The sequence below is a fragment of the Pseudomonas frederiksbergensis genome (genome assembly GCF_000802155.2).
Taxonomy (GTDB): domain Bacteria; phylum Pseudomonadota; class Gammaproteobacteria; order Pseudomonadales; family Pseudomonadaceae; genus Aquipseudomonas; species Aquipseudomonas frederiksbergensis_A.
Genome location: NZ_JQGJ02000008.1, coordinates 152189 through 165044 on the forward strand (window position 1 = coordinate 152189; position 12856 = coordinate 165044).

12 protein-coding genes and 1 pseudogene are annotated in these 12856 nt (G+C 59.3%); 11 read left to right on the forward strand and 2 right to left on the reverse strand.

All coding sequences use genetic code 11. The features are described 5' to 3' along the window. From rimM to xerD, 4 genes are all read left to right on the forward strand, one after another. Window positions 1–537 carry a ribosome maturation factor RimM gene (gene rimM, locus JZ00_RS16830; RefSeq protein ID WP_039592064.1) on the forward strand — a complete coding sequence of 179 codons (537 nt, stop codon included), beginning with the start codon at window positions 1–3 and terminating at the stop codon, window positions 535–537. Then, a complete protein-coding gene (gene trmD / locus JZ00_RS16835; protein WP_181289115.1) occupies window positions 519–1292 on the forward strand; it encodes a tRNA (guanosine(37)-N1)-methyltransferase TrmD in 774 nt (257 codons plus the stop codon). Before rimM ends, trmD begins: the two co-directional genes overlap by 19 nt. A gap of 45 nt (window positions 1293–1337) precedes the next feature. Continuing rightward, on the forward strand, window positions 1338–1688 hold the full coding sequence (gene rplS / locus JZ00_RS16840) for a 50S ribosomal protein L19 (protein ID WP_003175895.1): 351 nt from the start codon (window positions 1338–1340) through the stop codon (window positions 1686–1688). A 125-nt stretch (window positions 1689–1813) separates the two neighbouring features. After that, window positions 1814–2710 carry a site-specific tyrosine recombinase XerD gene (xerD, locus tag JZ00_RS16845; protein ID WP_039592057.1) on the forward strand — a complete coding sequence of 299 codons (897 nt, stop codon included), beginning with the start codon at window positions 1814–1816 and terminating at the stop codon, window positions 2708–2710. A gap of 21 nt (window positions 2711–2731) precedes the next feature. Here the strand turns inward: xerD and JZ00_RS16850 are convergent. Further along, window positions 2732–2994, reverse strand: a pseudogene (locus JZ00_RS16850) (acyl carrier protein). 359 nt (window positions 2995–3353) lie between these two features. Between JZ00_RS16850 and JZ00_RS16855 the strand changes: the two are divergent. From JZ00_RS16855 to JZ00_RS16875, 5 genes are all read left to right on the forward strand, one after another. Beyond that, window positions 3354–4085 (forward strand): DsbC family protein, encoded by a 732-nt coding sequence (locus tag JZ00_RS16855; protein WP_039592056.1) that lies wholly within the window; start codon window positions 3354–3356, stop codon window positions 4083–4085. A 132-nt stretch (window positions 4086–4217) separates the two neighbouring features. Continuing rightward, a complete protein-coding gene (locus JZ00_RS16860; RefSeq protein WP_030139555.1) occupies window positions 4218–5522 on the forward strand; it encodes a homoserine dehydrogenase in 1305 nt (434 codons plus the stop codon). A gap of 103 nt (window positions 5523–5625) precedes the next feature. Continuing rightward, the gene (gene thrC, locus JZ00_RS16865) at window positions 5626–7035 is read left to right on the forward strand and encodes a threonine synthase (protein WP_039592055.1); all 1410 of its coding nucleotides are present in this window, start codon (window positions 5626–5628) and stop codon (window positions 7033–7035) included. A gap of 120 nt (window positions 7036–7155) precedes the next feature. Further along, window positions 7156–8523 carry a transporter substrate-binding domain-containing protein gene (locus tag JZ00_RS16870; RefSeq protein ID WP_039592054.1) on the forward strand — a complete coding sequence of 456 codons (1368 nt, stop codon included), beginning with the start codon at window positions 7156–7158 and terminating at the stop codon, window positions 8521–8523. A gap of 161 nt (window positions 8524–8684) precedes the next feature. Further along, a complete protein-coding gene (locus JZ00_RS16875; protein WP_039592053.1) occupies window positions 8685–8972 on the forward strand; it encodes a DUF3509 domain-containing protein in 288 nt (95 codons plus the stop codon). A 193-nt stretch (window positions 8973–9165) separates the two neighbouring features. Here JZ00_RS16875 and JZ00_RS16880 read toward each other — a convergent pair whose 3' ends face one another. After that, window positions 9166–10365, reverse strand: a complete 1200-nt coding sequence (locus JZ00_RS16880; RefSeq protein ID WP_039592052.1) for a CaiB/BaiF CoA transferase family protein — start codon at window positions 10363–10365, stop codon at window positions 9166–9168. Between the two features lie 147 nt (window positions 10366–10512). Between JZ00_RS16880 and JZ00_RS16885 the strand changes: the two genes are divergently transcribed. Together JZ00_RS16885 and recJ are read left to right on the forward strand one after the other, a co-directional pair. Next, complete coding sequence (locus JZ00_RS16885) at window positions 10513–11055, forward strand: YaeQ family protein (protein ID WP_039592050.1); 543 nt, start codon at window positions 10513–10515, stop codon at window positions 11053–11055. Window positions 11056–11145: 90 nt separating this feature from the next. Next, window positions 11146–12855 carry a single-stranded-DNA-specific exonuclease RecJ gene (gene recJ, locus JZ00_RS16890; protein WP_039592049.1) on the forward strand — a complete coding sequence of 570 codons (1710 nt, stop codon included), beginning with the start codon at window positions 11146–11148 and terminating at the stop codon, window positions 12853–12855. Window position 12856: the final 1 nt, after the last annotated feature.

Sequence of the window (12856 nt, forward strand, 5' to 3'; positions counted from 1 at the left end):
ATGAACGCGACGCCAAATGATGCCGGTGATTTGATCGTTGTCGGCAAGATCTATTCTGTACATGGCGTTCGCGGCGAAGTGAAGGTGTATTCCTTTACTGATCCGATCAAGAACCTGTTGGACTACAAAACCTGGACGCTCAAGCGCGAAGGTAGCGTGAAACAGGTGGAGCTGGTCAGCGGACGCGGGAACGATAAGTTCCTGGTCGCGAAGCTCAAGGGTCTCGATGATCGTGAAGAAGCGCGTCTTCTGGCCGGTTATGAGATCTGCGTGCCGCGCAACCTGTTCCCTGAACTGACCGACGGCGAGTACTACTGGTACCAGCTGGTGGGTCTGAAGGTCATCGACCACCTCGGGCAATTGCTCGGGAAAATCGATCACCTGCTCGAGACCGGTTCGAACGATGTCATGGTGGTCAAGCCTTGCGTCGGCAGCCTGGATGATCGCGAACGCCTGTTGCCCTATACCGAGCAATGCGTGTTGGCCGTCGACCTTGAAGCTGGCGAGATGAAGGTGGAATGGGATGCGGATTTCTAAACGTGGCTAACTTGCGCGTTGAAGTGATCACGCTGTTTCCCGAGATGTTTTCCGCCATCAGCGAATACGGCATAACCAGCCGCGCGGTGAAACAGGAGCTGTTGCAGCTCACCTGTTGGAATCCGCGGGACTACACCACGGATCGGCATCACACTGTGGACGATCGCCCGTTTGGCGGTGGTCCGGGCATGGTGATGAAGATCAAGCCCCTGGAAGATGCACTGGTTCAGGCCAGGGCGGCAGCCGGGGAGGGTGCGAAGGTGATCTACCTGTCGCCCCAAGGCCGCCAGCTGACTCAGTCGGCGGTACGCGAGCTGGCGAATTCGGATGCATTGATCCTGATTGCCGGCCGTTATGAAGGCATTGACGAGCGTTTCATTGAAGCTCATGTCGATGAAGAGTGGTCGATTGGCGACTATGTACTGTCTGGCGGCGAGCTGCCGGCGATGGTCCTGATCGACGCGGTTACACGACTGCTGCCTGGAGCTTTAGGGCATGCGGATTCCGCCGAGGAAGATTCCTTTACGGATGGTCTGCTGGATTGCCCGCACTACACCCGACCGGAGGTGTATGCGGATCAGCGTGTTCCCGACGTGTTGCTAAGTGGCAACCACGCGCACATCCGGCGTTGGCGTTTACAGCAGTCCCTTGGTCGGACCTATGAACGACGCGCCGATCTTCTGGAAAGCCGCTCGCTTTCTGGAGAAGAGAAGAAGCTGCTCGAGGAATACATCCGCGAGCGGGACGATAGTTAACAACGTATCGATGGTAAGTCCGTTGACTTGCCTTAGGAGCACAGCATGACTAACAAAATCATCCTTGCACTCGAAGCAGAGCAGATGACCAAAGAGATCCCTACCTTTGCCCCAGGCGACACCATTGTCGTCCAGGTGAAAGTGAAGGAAGGCGACCGTTCGCGTCTGCAAGCGTTCGAAGGCGTTGTTATCGCCAAGCGTAACCGCGGCGTAAACAGTGCATTCACCGTTCGTAAAATCTCCAACGGCGTTGGCGTAGAGCGTACTTTCCAGACCTACAGCCCGCAAATCGACAGCATGGCTGTCAAGCGTCGCGGTGACGTGCGTAAAGCCAAGCTGTACTACCTGCGTGACCTGTCGGGTAAAGCAGCTCGCATCAAGGAAAAACTGGCTTAAGTCCAGCTTCCGATGCAAAAAAAAGCAGCCTGCGGGCTGCTTTTTTGTTGCCTGCGATTTGTGCTTTGAGCACTCTTCTCTCGTCATTTTCAAGCAATGCAGCCTTCGCTAGCTCATGAGTCTTTATGCCAGCCATCGATCATCCGCTGATAGACCAGTTCCTCGACGCCCTGTGGCTGGAGAAGGGGCTCTCCGATAATACCCGTGGCGCCTATCGCAGCGATTTGGCCCTGTTCAACGGCTGGTTACAGGAACAGAACCTGGAGTTGGCCAATGCCGGCCGGGAGCTGATCCTCGATCATCTGGCGTGGCGCCTGGAACAGAACTACAAACCGCGCTCCACCGCACGATTTCTTTCCGGTCTGCGTGGGTTCTATCGCTATTTACTGCGGGAAAAGGTAATCGCGGTAGACCCGACCTTGCGCGTGGAAATGCCGCAGCTGGGCCGTCCGCTGCCAAAATCCTTGTCGGAAGCGGATGTGGAGGCGCTGCTGGCGGCCCCCGACCTCAGCGATCCCATCGGCCAGCGCGACCGGGCCATGCTCGAAGTGTTGTACGCCTGTGGTTTGCGGGTAACTGAACTGATCAGTTTGACGCTGGAGCAAGTGAACCTGCGCCAGGGCGTGCTGCGGGTGATGGGCAAGGGCAGCAAGGAGCGATTGGTGCCGATGGGTGAGGAAGCGATCGTCTGGGTCGAGCGCTACATGCGTGATGCCCGCCATGACCTGCTGGGCGGGCGTCCCAGTGATGTACTGTTTCCGAGCCTGCGCGGCGAGCAAATGACCCGCCAGACTTTCTGGCACCGTATCAAGCACCAGGCCAAGGTGGCCGGGATCAATAAATCCCTGTCCCCGCACACCTTGCGGCATGCCTTCGCCACGCACTTGCTCAATCACGGCGCCGACTTGCGGGTGGTGCAGATGCTGCTGGGTCATAGCGACCTGTCCACCACTCAGATCTACACCCATGTGGCTCGGGCACGGTTGCAAGACTTACATGCCAAGCATCACCCGCGGGGCTGAAATTACAGGGTGATTATCGGGCTACCTGGATTGACGAAGGATGAGGTCAACAATCTGCCTTATTGTTGTAATGGAGTCCCAATCTTTTTGTGAGGAGCCCAGTTCAATTGCCATTCCACCTGCATGACGAAGCAAGCTAGATCATCATCGATAATCTCGAAGTCATGAATGAAATCGGTTTGCTCCGTCACCTGGTCAGGGTCGATAAAGCCGACTATTTCGACGAATAGCTGAATAACTTTCTCGGTAAGGGCTGCCCGGTTACTTTCCATTTTTTGCCTCATAGGCGCACAGGCCGATACTGACCAAGTCGAAGACAGCCAGGCCGGCTGCGACAAATGGAATGCCGCGACCAATAACAGAGTCTCCTTATCTATCCGGTATCGAAGGGATGCTATGCCAGCTCGACAGCAGGAATCTTCAAGGAATACTCAATTAGATAATTCCTACGTTATAAGAGGAATCGACCTACAGCGTGCTGCAGGGCTCCACATTCAGAAGAGCATCTACCAATGCCTTGTATCACCGGCATTCGGCCACGCGGGCCTTATGTGGTAGGCTTCTACGGTTTGCACAGTGGGCGGCTTGAACCCGAATCCATGCGTCGGTGTTCCCCGCCTATTTGTTCGCCTCAGGAGTCCCCATGCGTTTGATCCAGATGTTCACCGCCGCCGCCATTGCGTTGGCCAGTACCTTTGCCATCGCCGACGACGCGGCTGACCAGGCTATCCGCAAGAGCCTGGCCAACCTCGAGCTTGAAGTGCCGATCGAAACCATTTCTGCCAGCCCCATGTCCGGGCTCTATGAAGTCAAGCTCAAGGGCAGCCGCGTGCTGTATGCCAGCGCTGACGGTCAGTACATCGTCCAGGGCAACCTGTTCGCACTCAAGGATGGCAAGCCGGTCAACCTCACCGAGATCACCGAGCGCCAGGGCATCTCCAAATTGATCAACGGCATCCCGGTCGCTGAAACCGTGGTTTACCCGGCGATCGGCGAAACCAAGTCGCACATCACTGTGTTCACCGACACCACCTGTCCTTACTGCCACAAGCTGCACGCGGAAGTGCCGGAGCTGAACAAGCGCGGCATCGAAGTGCGTTATGTGGCGTTCCCGCGCCAGGGCCTGGGCTCGCCGGGCGATGAACAGTTGCAGGCGGTGTGGTGCTCCAAGGACAAGAAAGCGGCCATGGACAAGATGGTCGATGGCAAGGAAATCAAGGCCGCCAAGTGCGAGAACCCGGTTTCCAAGCAGTTCGCCCTCGGCCAGTCCATCGGCGTCAACGGCACGCCGGCCATCGTTTTGGCCGACGGCCAGGTGATTCCGGGCTATCAGCCGGCGCCGCAAGTCGCCAAACTGGCCCTGGACGCAAAATGACCTGCGTCGATCCGCTTTTGAAGATCACGGCTCGGCGAAAGCGTTCGCCGGGCCGTTAAACACAAAGTCGCGTTGCTGCGCGGCTGTATTTCACGGCCGACCTTGCGTCGGCCGTTTCATGGGGAGTCAAGAGTGAATCCGGTCAAAGTAGGCATCTGTGGGTTAGGTACCGTCGGTGGCGGCACCTTCAACGTACTTCAGCGCAACGCCGAGGAAATTGCTCGTCGTGCCGGGCGTGGGATCGAAGTGGCACAAATTGCCATGCGCACGCCAAAGCCTCAGTTCCAGACGACCGGTATTGCGATTACCAACGATGTCTTCGAAGTGGCCACGAACCCTGAGATCGACATCGTGATAGAGCTGATGGGCGGCTATACCGTTGCCCGAGAGCTGGTACTCAAGGCCATCGAGAATGGCAAGCATGTGGTCACCGCGAACAAGGCGCTTATTGCCGTTCACGGTAATGAGATTTTCGCCAAGGCGCGCGAGAAGGGCGTGATCGTGGCGTTCGAAGCCGCCGTGGCGGGTGGCATCCCAGTGATCAAGGCGATTCGCGAAGGCCTGTCGGCCAACCGTATCAACTGGGTTGCGGGAATCATCAACGGCACCGGTAACTTCATCCTCACCGAGATGCGCGAAAAAGGGCGCACCTTCGAGGATGTACTCACCGAAGCCCAGGCCCTGGGTTATGCCGAGGCCGATCCGACCTTCGACGTGGAGGGCATCGATGCGGCGCACAAACTGACGATCCTGGCGTCCATTGCGTTCGGCATTCCATTGCAGTTCGACAAGGCCTACACCGAAGGCATCACCAAGCTGACCACCGCGGACGTGAACTACGCCGAAGCCCTGGGCTATCGCATCAAGCACCTGGGCGTGGCGCGCAGCACCGCCAGCGGCATCGAATTGCGCGTGCACCCGACGCTGATCCCGGCCGACCGCCTGATCGCCAACGTCAACGGTGTGATGAACGCGGTCATGGTCAATGGCGACGCCTCGGGCTCGACGCTGTTCTACGGCGCCGGCGCTGGCATGGAGCCGACCGCATCGTCGGTCATCGCCGACTTGGTGGACGTGGTTCGCGCCATGACCTCCGACCCGGAAAACCGAGTGCCACACCTGGCCTTCCAGCCGGATTCGTTGTCGGCCCATCCGATTCTTCCGATCGACGCGTGCGAAAGTGCCTATTACCTGCGTATCCAGGCCAAGGACCATCCCGGTGTGCTGGCCCAGGTGGCGAGCATTCTTTCGGAGCGTGGCATCAACATCGAGTCGATCATGCAGAAGGAAGTCGAGGAACACGATGGCCTGGTGCCGATGATCCTGCTGACCCACCGCGTGGTCGAGCAGCGCATCAACGATGCGATCGCCGCGTTGGAAGCGCTCCAGGGGGTTGTTGGCCCAGTGGTCCGTATCCGCGTCGAACACTTGAACTGAAGCAGTTGTGAGCGGCAAGCTGCAAGCTCCAAGTAAAGGCAGATCCGCTTTTACTTGCAGCTCGTAGCTTACCGCCTACAGCTCAAACCGAAGGTTTGTCCCTATGCGCTATATCAGTACCCGCGGCCAGGCACCGGCCCTGAATTTCGAAGATGTCCTGCTGGCCGGCCTGGCCACGGATGGCGGCCTCTACGTGCCGGAAAACCTGCCGCGCTTCACCCAGGAAGAAATCGCCTCCTGGGCAGGCCTGCCGTACCACGAGCTGGCATTCCGAGTGATGCGCCCATTCGTCACCGGCAGCATCCCGGACGCTGATTTCAAGAAGATCCTGGAAGAGACCTATGGCGTCTTTTCCCACAATGCCATCGCACCGCTGCGTCAGCTCAACGGTAACGAATGGGTCATGGAGCTGTTCCACGGCCCGACCCTGGCGTTCAAGGACTTCGCCCTGCAACTGCTCGGCCGCCTGCTGGACTACGTGTTGCAAAAGCGTGGCGAGCGCGTGGTGATCGTCGGTGCAACGTCCGGTGACACCGGTTCGGCCGCCATCGAAGGCTGCAAGCATTGCGAGAACGTCGACATTTTCATCCTGCACCCGCACAACCGTGTCTCGGAAGTGCAGCGTCGGCAGATGACGACGATTTTCGGCGATAACATCCATAACATCGCCATCGAAGGCAACTTCGATGATTGCCAGGAAATGGTCAAGGCCAGCTTCGCCGACCAGAGCTTCCTCAAGGGCACGCGACTGGTGGCCGTGAATTCGATCAACTGGGCACGGATCATGGCCCAGATCGTCTACTACTTCCACGCGGCCCTGCAGTTGGGTGGGCCGGCCCGTTCGGTGGCGTTCTCGGTGCCGACCGGCAACTTCGGCGATATCTTCGCCGGTTACCTGGCTCGCAACATGGGGCTGCCGATCAATCAATTGATCGTCGCCACCAACCGCAATGACATCCTGCACCGCTTCATGAGTGGCAACCAGTACGTCAAGGAGACCCTGCACGCCACGCTGTCGCCGTCGATGGATATCATGGTGTCGTCGAACTTCGAGCGCCTGCTGTTCGACCTGCACGGTCGCAACGGCGCGGCGATTGCGGGCCTGATGGACAGCTTCCGCCAGGGCGGTGGTTTCAGCGTCGAAGCCGAGCGCTGGACAGAAGCCCGTAAACTGTTCGATTCCCTGGCGGTGGATGACGCGCAGACCTGCGAAACCATCGCCGAGGTGTTCGAACAGAGCGGTGAGTTGCTCGACCCGCACACTGCCATCGGTGTGAAGGCCGCGCGCGAGTGCCGCCGTAGCCTGGATATCCCGATGGTCATCCTGGGCACCGCTCATCCGGTCAAGTTTCCGGAAGCCGTGGAGAAAGCTGGCGTAGGAAAAGCGCTTGAGCTGCCTACACATCTTTCGGATTTGTTTGAGCGAAACGAGCGTTGCACAGTGTTGCCCAACGACTTGAAAGCCGTGCAGGCCTTTGTCAGTCAGCATGGCAACCGCGGCAAGCCTCTCTGACGCCCCGCAGTTGTCACATTTTGAAGCCCGTCTCCTGACGGGCTTTCTTGTTTCTGCATGCCAAACTGGCCGGGTTTCCGCCCTTGGAGGGACGGGCGGGTAGTCTCGAAGGAAATGCAGATGTTGTTCTTTATCCGATGCAAGCCAGCGATGAGCTGGATGATGGGCCTGATGCTGTTGTGTTGGGTGCAGTGGGGCGGCGCGGCCCAGTTGGCGGCTTCTGGCAAGCCACCGTTCGAAACTGGCGGACAGCTTGCGCTCGATGCCCAGGAACTTGAATGGATCAGGGAGAACCCTCGTGTCGTCGTTGCCTCGATGCAATTCCCGCTGTACCTGTTCAAAAATGAACACGGGCAGTGGAGCGGGCTGAACGACGATATTCTCCGGCGTATCGGCCGCATGACCGGACTTGAATTCGTTCACCGGGAATCGTTCTCTCCGGATCAGTTGATCGCCATGTTGGAAAATGGCGAGGCGGACATGACGACCACGCTGGCAATGAACGACGAGCGCAGGGAGTTCTTGAACTTCAGCCATGCATTCGGCGGTTCTGGCTGGGTTTTCGTCGGACGTGGTTCAGAGCCCGTGCTTCGTTCCCTGAAGCAACTCGAAGGCAAGGTCTTGGTGTTGCCGGCGCGGCATGCGCTGGAGACGGAGATCCGGCGCAACTATCCGGCCATCGAGTTGCGCACGGTCAAGACGTACGGTGAGGCGAGGGCGCTGGTGGAAAGTCGCGAAGCCCACGCCACCATTGAAAATGAAACCGGTGCGCACCTGTACCCTGCGGGGCAATTGCAGGTAGGAAGCAACCTCGAGGGCAAGTGGGAACCCGACTATCTGGCTGTGCGCCAAGAGCTGCGGCCATTGGTGAGTATTCTGAACAAGGCCCTGGAAGCGTTTCCCGTCGAGGACATGCGTGCGCTGCGCTCCAAATGGCTGACAGGCATTGCCCCTCATCAGGCCTCGTCTTCCTGGCTGCACGTACCCCAATGGGGGCATTGGTGCGTGGTCGTGTTCGGGCTGTTCTGCCTGATATCCCTGCTGTGGCACCGCCGCATGCAGGTCCAGATCGACCAGCGCCTCAGGGTCGAGGCAGTCCTCAACGATCAACTGAAGTTCCAGCGGGCCTTGATGGATGCGATTCCCGATCCGATCTTCATTCGCGACCTCGAGGGACGCCTGATCATGTGCAACAAAAGCTACGAGGATCATTTCGAGACTCGCTTCGAGAAGCTGCGGGGCACGCGCCTGACTGACTCTGCAGGGTTTCCGGCGGCAACCGCCGAATTGTTGCATGGGGAATTGATGGAGCAGTTGCAAACCCGTCAACCACGTTTCGTCGACCGCCAACTGATGTTCAGCGGTGGATTACGGGATATCTATCACTGGTCAGTGCCGTTTTATGGTGCCGATGGCCAGCTGCGCGGTCTGCTGGGGGGCTGGATCGATGTCAGGCGCCGATGGAATCGCAATCGGTTGCTGGCTTGATCAACCGCGTCAGGGACTGTTGCCTGCCTGTCATATTCGGCGCGCATGCTCGGTTGAACAGGCCGCGAAGGTGTCGGTTCGTTGCGCTGGCAGAACTTTCAGCCAGGGCCCACGGTCACTTATTGTGCAGTTGTTTTTTCGGACTATTGAAGGGTGATCGAATGGAAAGTATCAGCCTGTTGCTGAATGAAGCCTTGAGCCCGTATCAGGTCACGCTCACTCCCTCCGGTGCCAAGGGCGAATGCCTGGTGACACTGAAGAATCCCGCGGGGGCCATCATGGTTGAACGGGTGTTCAACCAGGCCCAACTGGCCGACAAGCGCCAGCTGACCGACGTGGTCGATGGGCTGCACCGCGATGTACTGATCGCCGAGGGGCGCCTGGAGCCTTGTGTGATCGCGGCTTTGCGTAATCTGGCACGTGACAAGGTCATGGCTGCCCCGAATTGAGCGGCGTTCTGAGGGAACCTTCCTACATCCTAGTGAGTCAGAACTTTTACCAACAAGAGCAAGCATTGTGCTCCGGTGCTTGTCGCTTGTTGCACGGACCTTGAATGGTCACGTTTAACCCCGAGTTGTCTCCCCACTTCTCGGGGTTTCTTTTTGCCTGGGATTTGTGGTCCCGGGCATTGCGCGGGACGTATCAAATGGCGCCATCGGTGCGCAGCCTGGAAATTTGCTGTGGATCATAGCCAAGCTCGCCGAGTACCTGATCCGTGTGTTCACCCAGCGTCGGCCCGACCCATTCGGCTGTGCCCGGCGTGTCCGACAGTTTCGGCACGATGCCAGGCATCTTGAACGCCTTGCCGTCCGGCAGCTTGGCCTGCAAGAACATTTCCCGGGCGAGAAACTGCGGGTCGCTGAACATGTCTTCGGCGCTGAAGATCCGGCTGGCCGGCACTCCGGCCTGGTTCAGCTGTTCGATGACAGCGTCCAGTGGCAGTGAATTGACCCAGCGATCGATCACGCCGTAGAGCTCGTCGCGGCGATTGTCGCGCCCATCATTGCTGGCCAGCTGCGGGTCGTTGGCCAGGTCGTCGCGCCCGATGATTTGCATGAAGCGCTTGAAGATTGCGTCGCCATTGGCGCCGATCTGCACGTGCTTGCCGTCGGCGCTGGTATGGATGGACGACGGCGTGATGCCGGGCATGATGTTGCCGGTGCGCTCGCGGATGAAGCCGAACACATCGAATTCCGGCACCATGCTCTCCATCATGGCGAATATCGCTTCATACAGCGCCACGTCCACCACTTGTCCAGTCCCGCCGTTCACCTCGCGATGACGCAAGGCCATCAGCGCGCCGATGACACCCCAGAGCGCGGCAATGGAGTCGCCGATGGAAATTCCCGTGCGCACCGGCGGGCGGTCCTCGAAACCCGTGATGTAGCGCAGGCCGCCCATGGATTCGCCGACGGCGCCAAATCCGGGCTGATCCTTCATCGGCCCGGTCTGGCCGAACCCGGAAAGCCGCACCATGACCAGTTTCGGATTCAGTGCGTGCAACACGTCCCATCCCAGCCCGAGCTTCTCCAGCACGCCAGGACGAAAATTCTCGATCAGGATGTCCGCTTCGCCGATCAACTGCTTGAGGATTGCCAAGCCTTCAGGGTGCTTGAGGTTCAGGGTCACGGACTTTTTGTTGCGTGCCTGGACGAACCACCACAAGGATGTACCTTCATAGAGTTTGCGCCATTTGCGCAGCGGATCGCCGCCGTCGGGCGATTCGACCTTGATCACCTCGGCTCCGAATTCACCGCAGATCCTCGAAGCGAAAGGGCCGGCGATCAGGGTGCCGAGTTCAATGACCTTGACGCCGGCAAGGGGTTTGGCAGTGAGCGACATGACGAATCCTGTAGGACAAAGGCAGAACCAATAGAGCGTTTTATCATAGGCCAACGCCGTTCGCCGCAGGTTGATGGTCGGCAATTCGTGGATTGGCCGTCTCATCGGTTAGACTTGCCGCCTTTCCTCGTATCAAGAAGCCCGTCCATGGCCCAGCCGTCCACGACCTACAAATTTGAACTGAACCTCACCGACCTCGACCGCAATGTGTATGAGAACGTGAAGCAGACCATCGCCCGCCATCCTTCGGAAACCGAGGAGCGCATGACGGTGCGCCTGCTGGCCTACGCGTTCTGGTACAACGAGCTGCTGTCGTTCGGTCGTGGTCTGTCAGACGTCGATGAACCCGCCCTGTGGGAAAAGAGCCTGGACGACCGCGTCTTGCACTGGATCGAAGTGGGTCAACCGGATGCCGAGCGCCTGACGTGGTGTTCGCGCCGCACCGAGCGCACCAGCCTGCTGGCGTATGGCAGCTTGCGAGTCTGGGAAGGCAAGGTGATTCCCGCTGTGAAGAATCTGAAGAACGTGAATATTGCCGCCGTGCCTCAGGAGGTTCTCGAAACCCTGGCCCAGGATATGCCCCGCGTCATCAAGTGGGACGTGATGATCAGCGAGGGGACCCTCTTCGTGACCGACGACCGTGGCCAACATGAAGTCCAGTTGCAGTGGTTGCTCGGCGAGCGTGGCTGATAGGCCATGTTGCATAGATTCACCGTGGCGAGGGAGCAGGCTCCCTCGCCTCAAGGATTTCCACTCTAAGAGAAGTTTTCGTCTTCCCCCATGCGCATAGAACCCCGCCAGTTACCCGACACCCTGCCGTTCCTCGGTGACCTGCCGCCGCTGTTGACCCGCCTGTACGCCGCCCGAGGCGTGCAATCGGCGGTTGAGCTGGATAAAAGCCTGGCTCGCTTGATTCCCTATCAACAGCTCAAGGGAATCGACGCCGCGGTGGACCTGCTGGTGACGGCGCTGGAACAACGTCAGCGCATTCTGATCGTCGGTGATTTCGATGCCGATGGTGCGACGGCCAGTACGGTTGGCGTGCTGGGCCTGCGCCTGCTGGGCGCGGCCCATGTCGATTACCTGGTGCCCAATCGTTTCGAATATGGCTACGGCCTGACGCCGGAAATCGTCGAGGTCGCCCTCACACGCGAGCCGCAGCTGTTGATCACCGTGGACAACGGGATTTCCAGCGTCGAAGGCGTGGCGGCGGCCAAGGCCGCCGGCCTGAAGGTGTTGGTCACCGATCACCATTTGCCTGGATTGGAATTGCCGGAGGCCGATGCCATCGTCAACCCGAACCAGCCGGGTTGCGAGTTCCCGAGCAAGGCGCTGGCGGGCGTCGGGGTGATTTTCTACGTATTGATGGCATTGCGGGCGCGCCTGCGCAGCCTGGGCTGGTATGCCAGCAAACCCCAGCCGAACATTGGCGAGCTGCTGGACTTGGTGGCGTTGGGCAGTGTGGCCGACGTGGTGCCCCTGGATGCCAACAACCGGATCCTGGTGCATCAGGGCCTCGAACGTATTCGCGCCGGCCGCGCCCGTCCGGGAATCAAGGCCATCCTGGAGGTGGCCAAGCGCGACCCGTCGCGCATTACCTCCACCGACCTTGGCTTCATCCTCGGCCCGCGACTGAACGCGGCGGGACGCCTTGACGACATGAGCCTGGGCATCGAATGCCTACTCACCGCCGACCCGGCGCTTGCCCGTGAGATGGCTGCGCAACTGGACGGCATGAACCAGGATCGCAAGTCCATCGAACAGGGCATGCAGCGTGAAGCCCTGGCTCAACTCAAGGACCTGCCGGTAGAGTCGATGCCGTTCGGCTTGTGCTTGTTCGACCCCCAATGGCACCAGGGCGTGATCGGTATCCTGGCGTCGCGCATGAAGGAACGTTATTTCCGTCCGACGATCGCTTTTGCCGATGCCGGGGATGGTCTCCTGAAGGGGTCCGGGCGCTCGGTGCCAGGCTTTCATATTCGCGATGCCCTGAGCGTCGTCGCGGCACAGCACCCTACGCTGATCAGCAAATACGGCGGCCACGCCATGGCGGCAGGGCTGACGCTGCCCGAGGCGAATTTTCCGTTGTTTGCCGAGGCATTCGACGCCGAAGTGCGTAGGCAACTGCGTGAAGAGGACCTGACCGGACGACTCCTCTCGGACGGCACCCTGGCGGTAGAGGAGTTCCATCTGGAATTGGCCAGGGCATTGCGCCACGCCGGGCCGTGGGGCCAGCATTTCCCGGAACCGGTGTTCCACGGTGTGTTCCAGTTGGTCGAGCAGCGAGTGGTGGGCGAGCGACACCTGAAGGTCGTTCTCAAGAGCGAGTGCGGCTCGGTGAAGCTCGACGGCATCGCCTTTGGCATCGACCGCGAGATCTGGCCGAACCCGACGGTGCGCTGGGTGGAGCTGGCCTACAAACTCGACCTTAACGAATTTCGTGGCCAGGAAACGGTGCAACTGATGATTGCCCATATCGAGCCGCGATAGC